Origin of the sequence: Anaerohalosphaera lusitana, assembly GCF_002007645.1 — a bacterium.
Classification (GTDB): Bacteria; Planctomycetota; Phycisphaerae; order Sedimentisphaerales; family Anaerohalosphaeraceae; genus Anaerohalosphaera; species Anaerohalosphaera lusitana.
On the sequence record NZ_CP019791.1, the window covers coordinates 2717713 to 2738949 of the forward strand.

The window sequence follows — 21237 nt, forward strand, 5'->3', positions numbered from 1 at the left end:
TTACTTGATTAAGATGGACGGGGGTTGTGCCGACTCCGGTGCAACCCCCATTTTAACAGAGGTCAAGATGGACCAGGGTAATCGATCGTTGTTGGTAGAAATTGATTGTGCAGGTTGGTCTGGGTGCAAATAGCAGTTTTACTGAATTAAAAGATGGATGAATAATGAGTACTAATAAATTTGTTTTGTTTTATATAGGTTCTATCTTTGTGGTTTTGTTTTTCTGCGGCGGTTTGGTACATGCTGAGCCAACTTATACGAATCCTGTGATACCGGCAGTAGGGCCGGCAGATCCTACCATCATTTTGCACGACGGCATTTACTACATGTATCCAACGGGGGATAATGTCAGATTTAATGCTTATACTTCATATGACTTAGTGCACTGGAATTTTGCAGGAGAGGTTTTTCAGCCGCCGTACGGAGTGGCCTGGGCTCCCGATGTTTTTTACCACCAGGCTGACGGTAAATTTTACATGTGGTACACCTCTGACTGGCATATCGGCCTTGCGATAGCGGACAACCCTTTAGGGCCGTTTATCGATCAGGGTATACGACTTACCGGTTACATCGACGCGCATGTTTTCCAGGACGACGATGGGCGGTGTTATTTGTACTACACGGATCTGGGCCATATCTATGTTCATCCGATGGACGGCCCAGCTTTTCTGACTGGAACTCCTCGTGTTATTCTAGAGCCAAGTCAGGATTGGGAGATGCGTACCGGAAGGGTAAATGAAGGACCCTGGATGATGAAACATAATGGTTTGTACTATCTCCTGTATTCGGGAAGCGCGGCCGATTCAGCGGATTATGCAATTGGTTATGCTACGGCTACAAGTCCAATGGGTCCATTTACCAAATACCCAGGCAATCCGATAATACATGGCGGCGGAGGAGTACATGGTCCCGGCCATGGAGCTGTAACGAGGGATGCTGCGGGCAACATGTGGCATATTTACCATCAGAAGGTGAACCCCGAACTGAGTTATGAACGTTTTGTTTGCATTGACCCCATGTGGTTTGACAGGAACGGTGTTTTGCACAGCAGGGCTACCCGCGGAATTGAATTACCTGCACCGGCGAACGAAGTTGATCCGAAAATCAGTGCCTACTGGCGGTTTGAGGGTGGTCCCGCTGGAGCTCAGGTGCCAAACCCCAATCCGGGTGGGATTTTTCATTTGTCAGTTACAGACAGTTCGGGGAATGGAAATGAATTGTCTGTATGGGATCAGGGCAATGGAGGTTATGTGTTCCGTCCGCAAGTACCATCTTCTCTGGTTACACAGACCGAGGCTGCAAACCATTTCAGCGTAAAAAACTCTGGCAGCTTCCCAGGTATGTGGACAAGTCCTTATGATCTGGTTAGTCGTATTTCTCCGGCTGCGTTCACTGTAGAAGCAACATTTAAACTTGAAAATGGAGGCTTCAGAACATTGATTGGCAGAGACAGTTGGGGATCCAATACCGCTGGAGATAATCCTAATGCCGATTTCGCTGCCTTGTACTTGCAGGCTGATCCGGACAACCGCCTTGCGATAAAGTTCTGCGATGTCGCGGGTTACTGGCACGATGCAACTTCTGAGGTAAATGTTTTTGAATCATTCGATTTCGGTGCTGACCCCGATGGAAACGGGGTGCCCTGGTATAGTGTTGCGGCCGTAAGTGATGGTTCGACTCTGTCGCTGTACTTGCTCGATCATAATCACAGTGAGTCTGGATATCAGTTGATCGCCCAGACGGATATGACAGCAGTCAATCCCAGCCCGAATACCGCATTGACTGCAGGTGGAGGCGATGGGCCTGATTGGAATGCCGGAAGCTGGACAGTTGGGCGTGGACTCTATGCTGGAGGTCATGGTGACCGTGCATGGGGATATCTGGACGAGGTCAGGATCAGTCGTGTGGCTTTGAACGAAACTGAATTTCTTTTCAGCGATCCGAATATCGACACAGTAGCTTACTGGCGGTTCGAAGAGGGCACTATCGGCACACGCGTCCCACACGGTGGTCTGCCTAATGGCGAATATTATCCGAGCGTTTTGGATATGTCCGGAAACGGCAACCATCTATCTGTATGGTCCGAAACACTGGGAGCTTATTTATATCGAAACGATGTGCCGCTTGAGACTGTTCCACAAACACAAGCCAGCAATCAGGTAAGTGTGATGAATGTTGACGGTTTACCCGGCATGTTCACGTCTTCAGATGACGCTCAGCCCACAGGTGTTGCCATTGATGACTGGCAGCCGCTGGACTTTACCATCGAAGCGTCCTTCAAGCCTCAGGATGGTGGTCATCGCACTATCGTAGGCCGCGATGGCCTCGGTGTCACCTATGCTGATTATAAGCTCGCTTCATTGTACTTGCAGCTCCAGCCGGATGATAGTGTCGCGATTAAGTTTGCCGACGTCTCGGGTTTCTGGCATGAAGCTGTTTCTGAGCCTGGGGTAATCGAATATGACAATGGCGGACATTGGTATCATGCAGCAGCCGTTTGTGACGGAAAAGAACTCCGTCTTTATCTCAATAATACTGATGCCAAAGCTGGTTATCAACTGGTTGCCCAAACGGATATAGCAGCCTCGGGCAGTCCCGATCTAAGACTGAGTTCAGATTGGACAGTATTTATCGGCAGTGACTGGCATGGCGGCGGATGGACGGTAGGACGCGGGCTGTTTGACGGTGGACACGAGGACCGTTTCTTCGGTCACATCGATGAAGTTAGAATCAGTGCAAATGCCTTGGAACCCGAAGAGTTCCTTTTCTATTCTGGCATTGATGTTAGCCCTGAGAATATTCTGGTTTACGAAGATGGAACCACTTCTAGCGATATGTATTTCGCCCTGACGAGTAAGCCAAGCAACGATGTGGTTGTCACGGTCAGCGAGCAGAATGGACGCGGCCAGCTCACACTCTCTCCATCGTACATGACTTTCAAGCCAAGTAACTGGAGTACTCCGCAGTCGATCCGGATTGCCGCAGTTGACGATCTTGACCTGGAGAATGCCATGCATACCGTGCCCCTGGCAATTACATTTTTCAGCTCTGATCCGCAGTATGATGAACTTATCATCGATCCGGTAATGGTTACAGTAGCTGATAACGAGTGCGGTGCATGGGGTTATGCCTCTGGTGATTTCAACAGAGACTGCGTGGTGGATATCAACGATTTGGCTGAAATGGCTCAATACTGGCTTACATGTTCCGAACAGGGACAAAGCGGATGCAGCGATTTCAGCAGTAACTAAACTTTCACCGCAAGATTTGATCAAGGGATGATAAAATGAAGCGAAATATCTATATACTGATCGTGCCGATAGTTCTGCTCTTTTGCATGGCTGATATTTCTCTCGGCTGGAGTTTGCAGGAAGGTAGGTTGATGACACGTTGGGCGTATGAAGTCGATCCGCAGAACACTTTGCCCGAGTATCCGCGCCCACAGATGGTACGCAACGATTGGATGAACCTCAACGGCGTATGGGAAATGCAGTTCGGCGATGAGGGCGATCCTGTTCCGGCTGGACAGACACTGTCAGGTGACATTCTGGTTCCTTTCCCCGTCGAATCGGCGATCAGCGGTGTGATGCATCACAACGACCGTCTCTGGTATCGCCGCGAATTCCAGGTGCCCTCCGAATGGGACGACCAGCGAGTTCTGCTGCACTTTGGCGCTGTGGACTGGGAATCGGGAGTTTACGTTAACGGTAACAGCGTCGGTGTTCACAAGGGCGGATACGACCCGTTTTCGTTTGATGTTACTCCTTATCTGAATAGCACGGGCCCGCAGGAATTGATCGTTCGTGTTTTCGATCCTACGGATGACGGCGGCTATGCTCGCGGAAAGCAGACGCTTTATCCCGGCGGGATAATGTATACTCCCTGCACGGGCATTTGGCAGACAGTCTGGCTCGAACCGGTGCCTCAAATTTCTATTGAGGAATTGAAACTCGTCCCGGATATCGACCGTGAGCTTCTGAAAGTGACGGGTTTTGTTTCCCAAACAGTTCCAGGCCTGACAGTTGAAGCTACCGCATATGATAACGGCACGGTAGCAGGATCCGTGAGTGGCGCTGCGAATGACGAATTGTCACTGACAATGAACAATCCGAAACTGTGGTCGCCAGACAATCCTTTCTTGTACGATCTGACGGTTGTCCTCAAGCAGGGCGATACGGTTATCGATCAGGTGGACAGCTATTTCGGTATGCGAAAGATATCTGTTGAAGAGGTTGACGGCACAAACCGCCTGATGCTTAACAATGAATATGTCTTCCAGATGGGGCCGCTGGATCAGGGCTATTGGCCGGACGGCATCTATACGGCGCCCACCGATGACGCGCTGCGCTATGACCTCGAAATGACCAAGGCCTTCGGTTTCAACATGACTCGCAAACACATCAAGGTCGAACCGGCTCGCTGGTATTACTGGGCCGACAAACTGGGGCTGATGGTTTGGCAGGATATGCCCAGCGTCAATTCCTATACCGGCAATCCACAGCCGATCGACCGGGCACAGTTTAAGACCGAACTGCAGCGAATGGTCCAGTCATATCACAATCATCCGTCGATCATTATGTGGGTGATTTTCAATGAGTACCAGGGCATGCATGATACAAAGCAGCTTTGCGAAATGGTCAAAAGCATGGACCCGAGCCGACTGGTCAACTCTAACAGCGGCGACAATTCCAATCATGATCATACGATCGGCGATGTTTTCGACATTCACAACTATCCGCCGCCTGCCGTCCCGCACAGTGATATACAGGCCACAGCATGCGGAGAATACGGCGGCATCGGTATGGCGGTTACCGGTCACATGTATGATGAAAATTCCTCCTGGGGCTACGGCAGCAATGTGCAGTCAGGTGAAGAACTGGCCGCACGATATGATTCTTACACCCAGATGCTGGCTTCGTTCAACACCAACGATGGCCTCAGTGCTGCCGTTTACACTCAGATCACGGACGTAGAGATAGAAGTAAACGGACTGATGACCTATGATCGGGCAGTTATTAAAGCCGACCCAGATCTGATCAAGGTGTCGAATAAGCAATACACCCGAACTTATGAAGACATACTTCCCACTTCGCAGCAAACACCTCAGAGTTGGCGTTACACGACCAGCGCTCCGGCCAATGACTGGTACACGACAGCATTTGATGACTCCGGTTGGAACGAAGGTCCGGGCGGTTTCGGTACGAGTATGACCCCGGGTGCTGTTGTCGGGACAGAGTGGAGTACTTCTGATATATGGCTGCGCCGGAATTTCGAAGTCGGAACGCTTACGGCTGAAGATATGGAAAAGCTCGTCTGGCGTATTCATCATGATGAGGATGTCGAAGTTTATATCAATGGTGTGTTGGCTTTCTCGGCAGCAGGCTATACGACCACTTACATGCCTTTACAGGTAAGTGAAACAGCCAAATCTGCTTTGATTGAAAACGGCATAAACACAATAGCCGTTCACTGTCATCAAACAGGGGGCGGCCAGTACATCGACGTTGGAATGGCTTTGGAAACAGTTGTTATTCCTGAAGATAATTGCGGCGCCTGGGGTTTTTCTCCCGCCGACCTCAACAAGGACTGCAGCGTTGACCTCGAAGATATGACGATATTTGCAGCAGATTGGATGGAATGTTCCATGCCCGATCAGGTCGGCTGTATCAATCATGTAAATCCGTAAAGTAGATCGTATCATAATTCTATACAAACGTTGTTATGGAGAAGCAAAGAATGGTCAGGAAGATCGAAGTGAGAAACTGTATTTCGAAATTGGCGAACGGTTTGCGGACGCGCCGTTCATCTCAAGGACTGCTGATAGCATTGTTGCTGCTGGTAGTAGTTTCCGGCAGCTCTATCGCCGCAGAAGCGCTGCGTCCGCCTTCGGTGCCTCTTGTGGCCTGTGATCCGTACTTCAGTGTCTGGTCTGCTTCAGACACATTGACCGGCGATATCACGCGTCACTGGACAGGTCGGCCTTACCCGCTGACGTCACTGATTCGTATTGACGGTAAGGCTTACCGTCTGATGGGTAACAGCCCCGACGGCTTGCCCACGCTGGAACAGAAGTCCCTTAAAGTATTGCCGACACGTACAATTTACACCATGGAAGGTGCCGGTGTGCAAGTTGAGATGACTTTCATGCAGCCGGCTCTGCCGGACGATATCGATCTGATGAGCCGTCCGATCACATACCTGACATGGAACTGTACCTCTGCTGATGGAAAGTCTCACGATGTTTCGGTGTACTTCGACGCGGGCATGGAGCTTGTCGTCAATGAGCCCAGCCAGCTTGTTGAGTGGGGCACTGAAAACATCTCCGGCCTGGAAGTACTCAAGGCCAGCAGCAAATCGCAGAACATACTGGCCCGGAAGGGCGATAACGTGCGAATTGACTGGGGCTACTTCTATTTGGCATCGTCACAGGAAGATGTCTCTGCCTCTGCAATTCTACCGGCAGACAAAAGCCGGATGAGCTTCGTTGGACTAGGCAAATTGAATGAAGGTGTAGACAGCGATATGCCCCGCACCGTAAGCGACAACTCGCCGGTTATGGCTATGCAGTTTGACCTTGGGTCGGTTGCAGGCAGGTCCGGCGAGTCTTGCCGGGTGATCCTGTCGTATGACGATATTTATTCCGTGCTATATTTCGGCAAGCAACTGCCCGCTTACTGGAAAAAGAATGGTACAACCATCCAGGATGTAATAACCGACGCCAATAATGATTACAGCTCGCTGGCGAAAAGATGTGAACAGTTCGATAACGAACTCATGCAGGATCTGTATGATGCTGGTGGAGAAGATTACCAGATGATCGGCGCACTTGCATATCGACAGGCGCTTGGAGCAAACAAGATAGTTGCTGACACCAACGGAATGCCGCTGATGTTCAGCAAGGAAAACTTCAGTAACGGCTGCATGGGCACGGTAGATGTATTTTATCCATTCGCTCCGCAGGTTCTGCTGTTGAACCCGACGCTGGCGAAGGCTTCGTTCGTTCCGATCCTGGAATACGGCCAGTCCGAACGCTGGCGTTTTCCATTCGCTCCACATGATGTTGGTACGTACCCGCACGCAATGGGTCAGGTTTACGGCGGCGGCGAACGCAGCGAAGAAAACCAGATGCCCGTTGAAGAATGCGGCAACATGATCCTGCTGGTCGCTGCGGTTGTCGAGGCCGAGAACGACATCAGCTTTGCAAAGCAGTACTGGGATATTCTTACTACCTGGGCCGAGTACCTCAAGAGCAAGGGTCTCGATCCTGAGAACCAGCTCTGTACGGATGACTTCGCCGGCCACCTGGCACACAATGTCAATCTCTCGCTTAAGGCTATTGTTGCTTTGGGGGCGTATGCCGAGATGGCTGACATGATGGGCGAGACTGACACCGCGAATGAATACCGCGAAACCGCTGAAGAATATGTCAAGGAATGGATGGAAATGGCCGACGACGGCGACCATTATCGCCTTGCATTCGATAAGCCCGGCACCTGGAGCCAGAAGTACAATCTGGTATGGGATCGCCTTCTCGAACTCAACCTGTTCCCCGAATCAGTGGCCAAAAAGGAAATGGCTTACTACAGGAAGAACCAGAACACCTACGGTCTGCCGCTGGATAATCGCAGCGATTATACAAAGCTCGACTGGATCGTTTGGACTGCTTCGATCACCGGCGAACAGGATGATTTCGAGGCTTTGATCGCTCCGATAGTGAAATTCCTGAACGAAACACCTGATCGGGTTCCGATGACTGACTGGTACTGGACGCACAATGCACGGCACCGCGGTTTCCAGGCACGGCCGGTAGTTGGCGGTGTGTTCATCCGCCTGATGGACGACCGCAAGCTATGGGACAAGTGGGTTGACAATGCTGATTCGGTCAAAGGCAAATGGTTGAGCATACCCAAGCCGCCGAAGATCGTCAACGTTGTAGATACTGCACTCGACAGGCCCCAGAGATGGTTCTACACATTTGAACGTCCTGACGATAACTGGATGAAGCCCGGCTTTGATCCTGCTGCTAACGGATTCAAAAGAGGCCGGTCAGGTTTCGGTACACCAGAAACCCCAGGTTCTGAAATAGGCACCAGGTGGGACACTTCCGACATCTGGATTCGCCGCAATTTCAGGATCGACGAGATCAGCCCCGATCTGCACCTCTGGGCTCATCATGATGAGAACGCTCAGGTTTACATCAATGGCGAATTGATTGCCAATTTGTACGGCTATACCGGTGACTATATGCCGTTCCCGTTGGATGATAAAGCTCGCGACGTTCTGAAAACCGGAATTAACACGATTGCTATCTACTGTAATCAGACTACCGGCGGTCAGTACATCGATGCTGGTTTTGTGGAAGTTATCGAACAAAACTAGGCCAATTTTTCGATTTTGAAACATTTAGTAGTACAGCTTTCAAATCTACCGTCCGCTGACGGTTATTGATAAGTTAATTATGCCGGGACGGACTGTCATACATTGTTCCGAGTTTTCGGATTGATGTATGCAGTCCGGCATCCCGATATGAGGGATCAAGTAAACACGACAGATCATGCGGGCTTGGCTGAATGGTTGCGGTAAATTGTTCGGTTGAGAACATAATCAAATAGTGAATATTTTCCAACGAGGTTGGAAAAGCAAATAATTGTGCGGGATTAATTCAGGAAAGGACAGAAAGTGAAACGAAGAATTTTTGCGCTAATGTTGATCGCGGTGCTATCATGTCAGGTTTTTGCAAAGGACTGGCAGCCTGCTGACGGACCACTGATGACACCGTGGGCCGATGATGTGTCGCCTGACAATGTTCTGCCCGAGTATCCGCGTCCTCAGATGGTTCGTGATGACTGGCAGAATCTTAACGGACTCTGGAATTATGCCATAGTTGAAAAGAACGCCGCAAAGCCTTCCAACTGGGACGGCGAAATTCTGGTTCCCTTCTGTGCTGAGTCTGCGCTTAGCGGGGTCATGAAAAAGGTGCTGCCGGATCAGGCACTATGGTACCGCACAACCTTCGACGCTTCTGTTAAAAATGATCAACGCAAACTGCTGCACTTCGGTGCTGTAGACTGGAAGACCACAGCCTGGGTCAACTGCAAGCTGGTAGGCGAACATGTTGGTGGTTTCGACCCCTTCACGTTCGATATAACCGAAGCACTCAAGAACGGTAAAAATGAGCTGGTCGTTAAAGTAACCGATCCCACGGACAAAGGTGCCCAGCCGAGAGGTAAGCAGGTGCTCGAGCCGGGCGGAATTTTCTATACAGCCGTTACTGGTATCTGGCAGACTGTTTGGCTGGAAACTGTATCCGAAAATTACATCGAATCGCTCAAGATCACCCCGGACATTGACAAGGGCGTCGTTAAGGTCATAGTCAACACCCTCGAAGATGCGTCTGTATCACTGACTGCCAAAGACGGCAGCAAAACCGTTGCCGCTGCAAAAGGCCGTTCGGGTGACGTAATTGAACTGTCTGTCAAGAATGCAAAGCTCTGGAGTCCCGATTCTCCAAACCTGTACGATCTTCAGGTCACTCTGCTGGACGGAGCGAAACCGATTGACAGCGTAGACAGCTACTTCGGCATGCGTAAGATCGAGGTCAAGAAGGACGAGGAAGGCATCAACCGCCTGTTCCTCAACAACGAAGTGGTTTTCCAGTACGGTCCCCTTGACCAGGGCTGGTGGCCGGATGGTCTGTTTACCCCACCGACCGAAGAGGCGATGATCTATGACATCGAGCTGACCAAGGATTTCGGCATGAATATGGCACGCAAGCACGTCAAATACGAATGTGCTCGCTGGTACTATCTGTGCGATAAGATGGGGCTTCTTGTGTGGCAGGATATGCCTGCAGGCGACACTGGCCGCAACGAACAAAGCAAGGAAAACTTCCTTGTTGAGCTCAAAGCCATGGTAGACACTCTCCACAATTTCCCATGTATTGTCATGTGGATACCGTTCAACGAAGGCTGGGGCCAGCATGACACGGTAGAGGTCGTCGAGTGGATGCAGGAGTACGATCCCACAAGGCCGATCAACGAAGCGAGCGGCTGGCACGATCGCGGCAGCGGCGATGTTTCGGATATGCACAATTACCCCGGACCCGGCATGCGTGATGTAGAAGAGGACCGCGTCGTCGTACTTGGCGAATTCGGTGGCTTGGGACTGCCCATCGAGGGGCATCTCTGGCAGTCGGACCGCAACTGGGGATACATATCCTATAAGAACAAAGAGGAACTGACCGACGCTTACGTTGCACTGCTCACAGCAATGCGGCCGCTTATCGGTAAGGGTCTCGCAGGTGCCGTTTATACGCAGACTTCCGACGTAGAGATCGAAGTAAACGGACTGGTTACCTATGACCGCAAGGTCATCAAGCTGGACATGGATCGCAGCGCAAAAGCTGCAAACAAGCTTTATCTTGCTCCTCCGACGATTGAGCCTCTGGTAAAAACAAGCCAGGAAGCCGAGCAGGTCTGGCAGTACACTACCGACAAGCCGGCGGGCAACTGGATGAAGCCCAGATTTGATGCCTCTGACTGGGAAACGGGCCCAGGCGGCTTTGGCACCGCAGGTACTCCAGGTGCTGTTATCGGCACCGAGTGGAGAAGCTCGGATATCTGGATGCGTCGTACTTTTGAGCTCGATCGTCTTGCTGGCGATGAGCTGGCACTGATGATCCATCACGACGAGGATGCCGAAGTTTACCTCAACGGCAAGCTGGTCAAAAAGCTGTCAGGCTATGTCGGCAGTTATACGTTTGTACCTCTGCCCGAGGACGCAAGCAAGTATCTTAAGAAGGGCACCAACACGGTTGCTGTCCACTGCCACCAGACCGAAGGCGGTCAGTTTATCGACCTTGGCCTCGTTCTTCTTGTAGACTAAGCGAAGCTAGATAATAGCTGGGTGCGGAGCTCTTTTAGTTCCGCACCCGGCAAATACCTGATCCGAAAGATTAGCGACATGATTCTAAAAAATCATTTACTCGTGTTACTTGTAACTGGCATGTTGCTTCCTCTGCTGACCTCGTGTTCAGCCGGCAGGCAAATGACGCTTACTTATGAGAATCCTGTATGGAAGGGTTATCTTGCTGACCCGCACATTCTCTATACGGACGGATCGTACTATGCCGTCGGTACTGGCCAGACCGACGACGGCAAGCACTTTCCTATTCTCAAGTCGGATGACTTTGAAAACTGGGAATTCGTAGGCGGTGCTTTAGAGCCGCTTAACGAGCCGCAGATGGATTTATACTGGGCGTCCGAGATCGCCGAGCGTGACGGCAAGTATTACCTCTATTATGCCGGCGATATGAAGATGCGGGTAGCGGTTGCGGACCGTCCCGAAGGACCTTATAAAGATGCCGGCGTCCTGCTGTTTCCCGACCTGGAATTCTCGATCGATGGGCATCCATACAAGGATCCGGTCAGCGGGAAGTGGTATCTGTTTTTCGCAAAGGATTTCTTCGATAAAAAACCGGGCACAGCCTTGGCCGTTGTCGAACTCGGCGAGGATATGATTTCAACTGTCGGCCCCGTACATACAGTCCTGCGAGCATTCGCGGACTGGCAGATCTACGAACGAAACCGCAACTGGTACGACAAACACTGGCCCGCATGGTACACGGTCGAAGGTCCTGCCGTATTGTACAAGGACGGCAAATACTACTGCTTCTACTCAGGCGGCAACTGGCAGACCCCAGAATACGGCGTAGGTTGTGCTGTTTCCGATACGATCACAGGACCCTACAAGGACCCCTGGAGCAGCGAGGGGGCGTCCGTCCTCAGCGGCCAAAACAATGAGCTTATAGGCCCCGGCCATAACTCTGTAATTACAGCCCCAGACGGTAAGACCTGGTTCATTATATACCATTCCTGGAACAGTGAACGAACTGCCAGACAAATGTGTATCGATCCTCTCGAATGGACCGCTGACGGCCCAAAAGCTTATCAGCCGTCCAGAGGCGAAAAGACAGTAACGATCCCTTTGTCCAAATAGTCACTTGAAAAGGATATTTGAATGCCTGTCAATGGAACCATAAAACGAGCACGCACATTGGGGTTGCTGGTCATTGTCTTCGCAGTGCAAACGTTGGCCGCTGCTGCTGAAGTTTCGGTTGTCGACCGCCCTGATACATCGCAGAAAAATGATCATTACGTCAGCAATCGCGAACCCCTGCTGCCGAGCCAATTCATCGAACTGCCGGTCGGTTCCATCAAACCAGAGGGATGGCTGTTAGAGTTCATCGAGCGGCAGCGTGACGGCCTGACCGGCAATCTGGGCAAGATCAGCGTATGGCTCCAAAAAGATGGTAACGCATGGCTCAGCCCCGACGGTAAGGGCGAGTGGGGCTGGGAAGAACTGCCTTACTGGCTCAAGGGGTACGGCGAGATGGCCTATATTCTCGAGGACCCTGAAATGCTCGCTGAAACAAAAGTCTGGATCGAAGGCACATTGAACAGCCGGCGCGAAAACGGTGATTTCGGTCCTGACCACCGCTTCGAAGACGGCAGTCGTGATTACTGGGCGAATATGATCATGCTGTTCTGCCTGCAGTCCTATTACGAGTACACCGGCGATGAGCGTGTCCTCGAACTGATGACCGACTATTTCAAATATCAGTTGACTGTCCCTGACGACGAGATGCTGACGCATTACTGGCAGCGGATGCGCGGCGGCGACAATATTTACAGCATTTACTGGCTTTATAACCGCACAGGAGATGAATGGCTGTTGGATCTGGCCGCCAAAATGGACCGCAATACGGCCAACTGGCGGATGGAAGATGATCTTCCGAATTGGCACAATGTTAATGTGGCTCAGGCATTTGGTGAGCCCGCCACTTATTATCTGCAGAGCCACAAGAAAAGCGACCTGGAATTCGCATACAAAAACTTTTACGAGATCCGGGAGCGTTTCGGCCAGGTGCCCGGTGGAATGTTCGGCGGCGACGAAAACTGCCGGGTCGGCTATGACGATCCCCGTCAGGCAGTAGAAACGTGCGGCATGGTCGAACAGATGCTCTCCAATGAGCTGCTGATGCGAATTTCAGGCGATCCGTTCTGGGCCGACCACTGCGAAGAGGTCGCCTTCAACAGTTATCCAGCAGCGGTTATGCCCGACTTCCGGGCATTGCGTTATCTCACTGCACCGAACATGGTTGTAAGCGACCGCAAGAACCACAGCCCGGGCATTGACAACGCCGGCCCGTTTCTGATGATGAACCCGTTCAGTTCACGTTGCTGCCAGCACAATCATTCCCACGGCTGGCCCTACTACAGCAAATCGCTATGGTGGGCAACGCCCGACAACGGTCTCTGTGCTGCAATGTACACAGCGAACGAAGTTACAGCCAAAGTTGGTGACGGCACCGAAGTAACTATCGCGGAAAAAACCAACTATCCGTTTGAAGAAACAGTGAAGTTCAATGTTTCTACTCCAAAACCCGTTAAGTTCCCGCTTTACCTCCGCGTTCCAAAATGGTGCGATAAACCCGTCGTAAGTGTCAACGGCAAAAAGCTGAAACTCGATGCAAAACCCCGCAGCTACATTCGTATCGATCGGATGTGGAGCAGGGGCGACACGGTCAACCTTGATCTGCCCATGCGGATCGAGGTCAGAACATGGGAAAGAAATCACAACAGCGTAAGCGTCGATTACGGGCCGCTGACCTTTTCATTGAAAATCGAGGAGAGGTTGAACAAGGTGGACAGCACCAAGGCTGCATTATGGGATTCAAAATGGCAGGACGATGCGGACCCTTCCGAATGGCCGTCATTCGAGATATTCCCTGCATCGCCTTGGAACTATGGGCTGGTCCTGAACGAAAAACATCCCGAGAGATCTTTCAGCCTGGTCAAAAAAGCCTGGCCGGAGGACAATTTCCCCTTCACGCTGAAATCGGTCCCCCTGGAAATGAAGGTCAAGGCCCGAAAGATCCCCAACTGGAAACTAGATCGATACGGCCTTTGCGCCGAGCTGCAGGACAGCCCCGTCCATTCGGATGAGCCGGTTGAGACCGTTACACTGGTACCTATGGGTGCGGCAAGACTGCGGATATCGGCCTTCCCTGTTATTGGCAGCGGACCGGCCGCCACTGAATGGCAAGCACCTGTCGTGCCCGACCCGCTGCCGTACAAAGCCGCCGCCTCGCACGTGTTTGATTCGTTGGAAGCGATGTACGATCAGATGCACCCCAGCACCTCGGGCGACCATTCGATCCCCCGCTTCACATGGTGGGATCACCGGGGATCTCGCGAATGGGTACAGTACGATTTTAAAAAGCCCAAAACAGTTTCGCAAGTTTCCCTCTACTGGTTCGATGATACCGGTCGCGGTCAGTGCCGTGTCCCAAAATCCTGGAAGCTGCTTTACCGTAAAGGCGACCGATGGGTGCCTGTAAGCGCAAAAGATGCATACAGCACGGATCGCGATAAATGGAACACTGTCAACTTTGAGCAAGTTCGTACAAGTTCTTTGCGACTGGACGTTCAGCTCAAGCGAGATTACTCGGGCGGTATTCTGGAATGGAAAATCAAGTAGCTTTTAATTGCTGCAGTAATATTTTAATGTAAAAACTCATGATGAGAAATTGCACAACTACAATCATGGTGATTCTTATAGCCGGCACTACCGCTTGCTGCACGGCAGGTGCAGACAGCAAGTTTGCTCGCTGGGGCAGGCAGACGCTTGAGGTTATCGAAAGGGATCACAGGATCGAAGGCCAATCTGGTTATTATGAGGATCAGTCCAGAGAAGATGTTTCTTTCACCTGGGGCAACGCCATCCTGCTGCTGGCCTATGCTGAGGCTGCCAAGGTCGATCCGGCATATGAAGAACCACTAGAAAACCTGCACAAGCATATCCAGGCTTATTGGGTAGTGGATAAAGGTATAGGCGGCTATGATGCACTTCCCGAACCAAGGGAAAAGGTGGATCGGTATTATGATGACAATGCATGGATAGCCATGGCGCAGATCGATGCTTATCATGCGACCGGCAAGGATAAATATCTTCAAGCTGCCCGGCGATCCATCCAGTTTAGCCTGAGCGGTATGGACACGGAATCCGGAGGCATCTGGTGGCGCGAAACATGGGAACGTCCACGGCGAAAGAGCAAAAACACCTGTTCAGTAGCCCCCACCGCATTTGCGTGCTTGCGGTTCTACGAAGTGACTAAGGAAAAATCTTATCTCGAGAACGCCAAAGATCTTTTGATATGGCTTGACGAAAACCTCAAGGATGAAGATAATATATACTTCGATAGCGTGCGTCCCTCAGGTCGGATCGGCCGCCGCAAATGGTCCTACAATTCCGCAATGCCCATGAGGTGCTATATTGTACTGCATAAGCTCACGGGGGAAAACAAGTATCTGGAAAAAGCCGTTGAAATAGCCGTAGCGGCCCATAAGCGATGGTTTGACAGCTCCACCAACGCGATCAAGTGTGAATCCATGTTCGCATTCACTCTTGTCGAAGGCTGGATCAAATTATCCGAAGCAACCAGAAACCCCAAATGGAAACAGTTCGCCGAAAACGCAATGGTCTATGTCCACGAAAACGTCAAGGACCCTGTCGGGCGATACTCTAAACGCTGGGACGACAAAAATACAGAACCTCTAAACAGATGGAATTTGCTCTTCCCTGCAGCCACGGCCCGCGCTTATTGGGCACTGGTTGCAGCAAACACATCATGTAAATGACAGGATTATCTATTGAAACGGATTTTAGGAGATTATATGACACTTGAAAAAGAATATAAAACAATACTGTTAGCTTTCACTGTTTTATTTATAGCGGTAGGCATTTCAGCAGCGGCCCAAGACAAAGTTGCATATTCTGACTACGTCAATCCTCTGGTGGGTACCGACTCGGAATTCAGCTTTTCGACCGGCAACACCTATCCCGCGATTGCTGTCCCTCACGGCCTGAACTTCTGGACCCCGGTGACAAATCCAGACCAGCTCAACGGCTGGTGCTACAATTACGACGACCACAAGCTCTGCGGCTTCAAACAGACTCATCAGCCCAGCCCCTGGATCAACGACTACGCAAGATTCGCTATCATGCCCGTCGTCGGCGACCTGGCCGTAAGGACCGAAGAACGTGCAAGCTGGTTCTCCCACAAAGCTGAAACCGCCAGGCCTTACTATTACAGTGCCTACCTGGCCGACCACGACGTAACCGCGGAACTCACACCGACCCACCGTGCCGCCCAGTTCCGCTTCACGTTCCCCAAATCCGACAAGTCCTATGTTCTGCTGGACGCGTTCCCCCAAGGCTCCTATGTAAAGATCATGCCCGAAAAACGCACCATCATAGGCTTCTGCCGCAACAACAACGGCGGCGTGCCCGACAACTTCCACAACTACTTCATCGCAGTCTTCGACAAGGACTTCGAAGATGTTGCGACCTGGAGCGACTGGAACGTCAACAAGGGCAGCAAAGAAGAAAAAGGCAACCACGTCGGCGCTGTCGTCCAGTTCAAAACCGAAAAGGGCGAACAGGTCAACGTAAAGATCGCTTCGTCATTCATCAGCCACGAACAGGCGAAACTGAACATGCAGCGAGAAGTCGGCAGCGACGATTTCGACACCACCCGCGAAAAAGCCAAGGCGATCTGGGAGCGTGACCTTGGACGCATCGAAGTGAAAGGTGGAACGCAGGCGCAATACGAAAATTTCTACACAGCCTTCTACCGCACACTGCTGTTTCCGCGTGATTTCACCGAGATCAACGTAGACGGCGAACAGGTCCACTATAGCCCATACAACGGCAAGATTCTGCCCGGCCCGATGTGCACCGACAACGGCTTCTGGGACACCTTCCGGGCTGCTTTCCCGCTGAACGCACTCATGTTCCCAAGCGTTAACGCAGAGTTCATGCAGGGCCTGGCCAATACATACAAAGAAAGCGGCTGGCTCCCCGAATGGGCAAGCCCCGGCCACCGTGCCTGCATGATCGGCTCGAACTCGGCTTCGATCATTGCCGATTCATACCTCAAGGGCATTCGCGGCTACGACATAGAGACGCTCTACGAAGGTCTTCTGAAGAATTCCGAAAACGCTGGCCCGCTGCATTCCGTCGGTCGGCTCGGCGTAGAACACTACAACAAACTCGGCTACGTCCCCTGCGATGTAGGAGTCAACGAAAACGTCGCCCGTACCCTCGAGTACAGCTACGACGATTACACCATCTGGAAACTCGCACAGGAACTGGACCGCCCGCAGGAAGAGATAGATCGTTTTGCCGAACGCGCTCAGTACTACAGAAACGTTTTCGACAAGTCCACCAACTTCATGCGGGGCAAGAACAAGGACGGCACCTGGTCGACTCCTTTCGTGCCCGAAAAGTGGGGCGGCGATTTCACAGAAGGCTGCGCATGGCACTATACCTGGTCCGTCTTCCAGGACCCCCAGGGCCTGATCGACCTGATGGGCGGCAAGCAGGAATTTGTCGACAAGCTCGACGCCGTCTTCACGACCCCGCCCAAGTACGACTGTTCTTACTACGGCTTCCCGATCCACGAGATCGTCGAGATGATCGTCATGGACATGGGCCAGTACGCTCACGGCAACCAGCCCATCCAGCACATGGTTTACCTGTATAATTATGCAGGCCAGCCCTGGAAGGCTCAAAAATGGGTTCGCGAAGTCATGAACAAGCTGTACCTGCCCACCCCGGACGGCCTGTGCGGCGACGAAGACAACGGCCAGACATCCGCATGGTATGTCTTCTCGGCCCTCGGTTTCTACCCGGTCTGCCCGGGCAGCGGCGAGTATGTACTCGGCGCTCCTCTGTTCAAGGAAGCGACTCTGCATCTGGAAAACGGAAACACCTTCACTATTCGTGCTCCGGAAAACAGCAAGGACAATCTCTACATACGGTCCGCAAGACTCAACGGCAGCGATTACACAAAAACATACTTCCGCCACGCGGACATCCTAAAGGGCGGCGTAGCTGAGTTCAAAATGACAGATAAACCATACAAAAACTGGGGCACCGATCCGCAGGACGCTCCATATTCCATGTCGCGAGAGAAGTAAACAGTATGTCAGCCACCGGGGCTAATATGACCGGAAACTATTCCAGATTACAGGAGCAAACTATGGTCACTAGGATAATGCAGTTTTCAATTATAGCGTTTCTCATGTCGATTCTTATGCCCCTGGGCACAATTCAGGCATTTGAGTCCAAACGTCCGCCGGCCGATGAACGCACGTTTGTCAGCGAAGCGGTCGACAAGAAGATCGAAGAGATAAAGGATTTCATCAAAGATCCTGAAGTTGCCTGGATGTTCGAAAACTGCTACCCCAACACACTCGACACAACAGTCGATTATGAAGTGATCGATGGTAAGCCGGACACCTTCATCATTACAGGCGATATCGATGCTATGTGGCTGCGTGACTCGACCTGCCAGGTCTGGCCCTACATGCCTTTGGTCGATCAGGACCCTAAGCTTCGCAAGATGATCGAAGGCCTGATCAATCGCCAGGTCAAATGTGTCCTGCTCGATCCCTATGCAAATGCGTTTTTCAAAGATCTGACCCGTGAGTCCGAGTGGAACGAGGACAAGCCAGAGCTCAAGCCCGGCGTCCATGAACGCAAATGGGAAATCGATTCATTGTGCTATGTAGTTCGTCTGGCCAATGAATATTACCAGATTACCGGTGACGCTTCCGTTTTCAACGAAAACTGGGACAAAGCTATGCGGCTGATCGTTAAAACGTTCAAAACCGAGCAGCGTAAAGACGGTACAACGCCTTATCGGTTTATCCGGTCTACTTCACGCATGACCGACTCGCCGGTTTTTCAGGGTACCGGTCGTCCCATCAAACCCGTTGGTATGATCTGCTCGATGTTCCGCCCATCCGATGACGCGACTGTTCTGCCTTTCCTTATACCGTCGAATCTTTTTGCTGTTCAGTCACTGCGCCAACTGGCGGATATTTACACTAACGAACTAGACGATCCTGCATTCGCCAAAGAATGTACCCAGCTCGCAGATGAGGTCCATGATGCCGTCATGAAATGGGGCACAGCCGAACACTTGAAGTTTGGCCGTATCTACGCATACGAGGCGGATGGATTCGGCAACATGCTGTTCATGGACGACGCAAATGTTCCAAGTCTGATCTCCCTGAGCTATCTCGGTTTCCATCAGCGCGGCGATGCTATCTACGAACGAACACGCAATTACCTGGTAAGTGATTACAACCCCTGGTACTTCAAAGGCGAAGCTGCCGAAGGCTATGGTAGCCCCCATACCGGCAAAGAATCCATCTGGCCGATGGGCATCATCCTCAGAGCACTAACCAGCAACGACAAACAGGAAATTGCAAAGTGTCTGCACATGCTCAAAACCACCCATGCCGGCACAGGTTTCATGCACGAATCCTTCAACAAGGACAATCCTTCTAACTATTCTAGAAGTTGGTTCGCATGGGCCAATACACTGTTTGGCGAATTGATCATGGAAGTTTACCAGGACTACCCGGAACTCTTGCAGCAAAGTGATATGTAATGAATACAGGAATTTACAGTGCTATGACTATTCGAAGGATCGAGATGAAATGGTTAGCTTTACTGCTGACTTTGATAGCATGCACCTGCTTTGCAGCCGGTAATGGAGTCCGCGCTGCAGAGCAGGATGGGTATGCCCCGTTATACGGAGAGATCAAACCCCTTTCTGCCGGCGATACGATATATGTCTGGACCAAACAGCGCGGCCGTTCAGCGGACAACCGCTTTATTGCTGTTCAGACTCTGCAGGGCATCACGGCACGTACGGATCGGCCGTGGCTTTGGATCGATGTCGGTGATAATACGTTTACTGACTATCTGACTAAGCGATACGACATCCGATTCGATCGCCGGTATGCGAAGGATTTTGACTCGCTGCTTAGTAAATTGAAACCATTTACGAGCGGCCGATACGTTCTCTACGATATGCAGGACCGACCCTCGATCAGTGCTGCCACCACAATGGCTGGTCTGCTTGACGCAGTTGCGATAGACGTTGAGCTTGAAGATATCGCGCAGGCAAAAGGCTACCAGCAGGCGATCGACGTCCGAGGCAAAGATTGCCGTTGGGTGTACGATAATTATCGCGATCAACTTAATGACCATGCGATCATAGTGCATACCAATTCCTACCGTGAACATCCCAGCGTCGGCTACTTACGCGATTGGGGACCGGCACTGAAAGCTCTGGACTGGTGGTACGATGATGAGAAACTTTCAAGCGAAGTCTACAGCAGCATAACACCATGTTCGCCTGTTTACGGCTGGCAGGATCCAACCACCAGCGATGAAGGACTGACTGTCAAGCTCCATTCTCAAGAGGGCCTATACCAGGTTCCCAGCGACTGGATGGTCAATCTTTCCGTGCACGCCGCTATGGGACCCGCGATGAAGGACAGGACGTTCAAGCAGAAGGTCGAACGTAACCCGCCCGAAAAAGAAAATGACGTACACTACGTCACCTTCATCATGAGCGATATGGACAACATCCTCACTGAGATCGGCACCAACTCTTTCTACTCGAACCGAAGTTTTTATGCGAACCAACATCGCGGCGAATTTCCCATGACCTGGGGCATGGCTCCCTCGCTTGTGGAACTGTCCCCCGCAGCGGTAGACATGTGGTATAACGCTGCAACCGCGAACGATGCTTTCGTTGCTTATTGCGGACTCGGCTATTTTTACCCAAGCGAGTCACCGGCAATGAGCAAGCATGTTGATCAGTTATCTGGTTTCATGAAAAGAGCGGACCTGCGTACACTGCTGCTCATTGACAGGCTCATGCCCGATCAGGACTTGGCCCAGGATTACAGTAAACACGCTAAGTGGTTCACAAACATGGACCAGGTGCGGGGCCTCTTCTACCTGGAATACGTTCGCTACGCTCCGCATGACGGCAAGATCTTCTGGTTCGACGGCAAGCCTATGGTCACCGCTCGCTTTGATTTCAGGGATGAAGCGTTCTACTCGGCTGTACGGCGAACACCTCAGTCACTTGCTGACAGCATCAACGATCTGCCGAAAGATCCGAGTAGGCCGGATGGTTACACTTTCGTTACGGTTCACGCCTGGAGTAAGGGCATGGACGATATATATGAGACGATCGAGCTGCTGGACGACGATGTAAAAGTTGTCCAGGGTGAAGACTTCATCGAGCTGATTCACTCGAACCTAAAGCCCGAATCTGCCCGAAAAGCAAAGTAAGAATACAAG

At 51.5% G+C, this 21237-nt stretch carries 10 protein-coding genes and 1 pseudogene; all 11 read left to right on the plus strand.

The annotated features are described in order from the left end of the window. Window positions 1–164 precede the first annotated feature (164 nt). The 11 genes and pseudogenes from STSP2_RS11030 to STSP2_RS11075 all read left to right on the plus strand — a co-directional run bounded on the left by STSP2_RS11030 (window position 165) and on the right by STSP2_RS11075 (window position 21228). Window positions 165–3251 (plus strand): family 43 glycosylhydrolase, encoded by a 3087-nt coding sequence (locus STSP2_RS11030; protein ID WP_146662641.1) that lies wholly within the window; start codon window positions 165–167, stop codon window positions 3249–3251. A 35-nt stretch (window positions 3252–3286) separates the two neighbouring features. After that, window positions 3287–5686, plus strand: coding sequence for a glycoside hydrolase family 2 protein (locus tag STSP2_RS11035; protein ID WP_146662643.1), 2400 nt, complete (start codon window positions 3287–3289; stop codon window positions 5684–5686). Between the two features lie 50 nt (window positions 5687–5736). Next, the gene (locus tag STSP2_RS11040) at window positions 5737–8379 is read left to right on the plus strand and encodes a glutaminase family protein (protein WP_146662645.1); all 2643 of its coding nucleotides are present in this window, start codon (window positions 5737–5739) and stop codon (window positions 8377–8379) included. A gap of 300 nt (window positions 8380–8679) precedes the next feature. After that, complete coding sequence (locus STSP2_RS11045; RefSeq protein WP_205847873.1) at window positions 8680–10884, plus strand: glycoside hydrolase family 2 protein; 2205 nt, start codon at window positions 8680–8682, stop codon at window positions 10882–10884. Window positions 10885–11046: 162 nt separating this feature from the next. After that, window positions 11047–11997, plus strand: coding sequence for a glycoside hydrolase family 43 protein (locus STSP2_RS11050; protein WP_146662647.1), 951 nt, complete (start codon window positions 11047–11049; stop codon window positions 11995–11997). Window positions 11998–12036: 39 nt separating this feature from the next. Next, a pseudogene (locus STSP2_RS11055) lies at window positions 12037–14070 on the plus strand (beta-L-arabinofuranosidase domain-containing protein); the annotation flags it as partial. A 117-nt stretch (window positions 14071–14187) separates the two neighbouring features. Further along, a complete protein-coding gene (locus STSP2_RS18120) occupies window positions 14188–14541 on the plus strand; it encodes a discoidin domain-containing protein (protein ID WP_418202213.1) in 354 nt (117 codons plus the stop codon). 65 nt (window positions 14542–14606) lie between these two features. Further along, window positions 14607–15701, plus strand: a complete 1095-nt coding sequence (locus STSP2_RS11060; RefSeq protein WP_169853163.1) for a glycoside hydrolase family 76 protein — start codon at window positions 14607–14609, stop codon at window positions 15699–15701. 36 nt (window positions 15702–15737) lie between these two features. Further along, on the plus strand, window positions 15738–18044 hold the full coding sequence (locus STSP2_RS11065) for a GH92 family glycosyl hydrolase (protein ID WP_146662651.1): 2307 nt from the start codon (window positions 15738–15740) through the stop codon (window positions 18042–18044). Between the two features lie 62 nt (window positions 18045–18106). Continuing rightward, the gene (locus tag STSP2_RS11070; RefSeq protein WP_146662653.1) at window positions 18107–19525 is read left to right on the plus strand and encodes a glycoside hydrolase family 125 protein; all 1419 of its coding nucleotides are present in this window, start codon (window positions 18107–18109) and stop codon (window positions 19523–19525) included. Continuing rightward, window positions 19525–21228 (plus strand): GxGYxYP domain-containing protein, encoded by a 1704-nt coding sequence (locus STSP2_RS11075; protein WP_146662654.1) that lies wholly within the window; start codon window positions 19525–19527, stop codon window positions 21226–21228. Before STSP2_RS11070 ends, STSP2_RS11075 begins: the two co-directional genes overlap by 1 nt. The last annotated feature ends 9 nt before the right edge of the window (window positions 21229–21237 follow it).

Excerpts from the sequence above, each read along its gene's own strand:
- STSP2_RS11065 (WP_146662651.1), top strand. The coding sequence starts at position 15,738 with ATGACACTTGAAAAAGAATATAAAACAATACTGTTAGCTTTCACTGTT.
- STSP2_RS11035 (WP_146662643.1), top strand. The coding sequence starts at position 3,287 with ATGAAGCGAAATATCTATATACTGATCGTGCCGATAGTTCTGCTCTTT.
- STSP2_RS11075 (WP_146662654.1), top strand. The coding sequence starts at position 19,525 with ATGAATACAGGAATTTACAGTGCTATGACTATTCGAAGGATCGAGATG.
- STSP2_RS18120 (WP_418202213.1), top strand. The coding sequence starts at position 14,188 with ATGCACCCCAGCACCTCGGGCGACCATTCGATCCCCCGCTTCACATGG.
- STSP2_RS11050 (WP_146662647.1), top strand. The coding sequence starts at position 11,047 with ATGACGCTTACTTATGAGAATCCTGTATGGAAGGGTTATCTTGCTGAC.
- STSP2_RS11060 (WP_169853163.1), top strand. The coding sequence starts at position 14,607 with ATGGTGATTCTTATAGCCGGCACTACCGCTTGCTGCACGGCAGGTGCA.
- STSP2_RS11030 (WP_146662641.1), top strand. The coding sequence starts at position 165 with ATGAGTACTAATAAATTTGTTTTGTTTTATATAGGTTCTATCTTTGTG.
- STSP2_RS11040 (WP_146662645.1), top strand. The coding sequence starts at position 5,737 with ATGGTCAGGAAGATCGAAGTGAGAAACTGTATTTCGAAATTGGCGAAC.
- STSP2_RS11070 (WP_146662653.1), top strand. The coding sequence starts at position 18,107 with ATGGTCACTAGGATAATGCAGTTTTCAATTATAGCGTTTCTCATGTCG.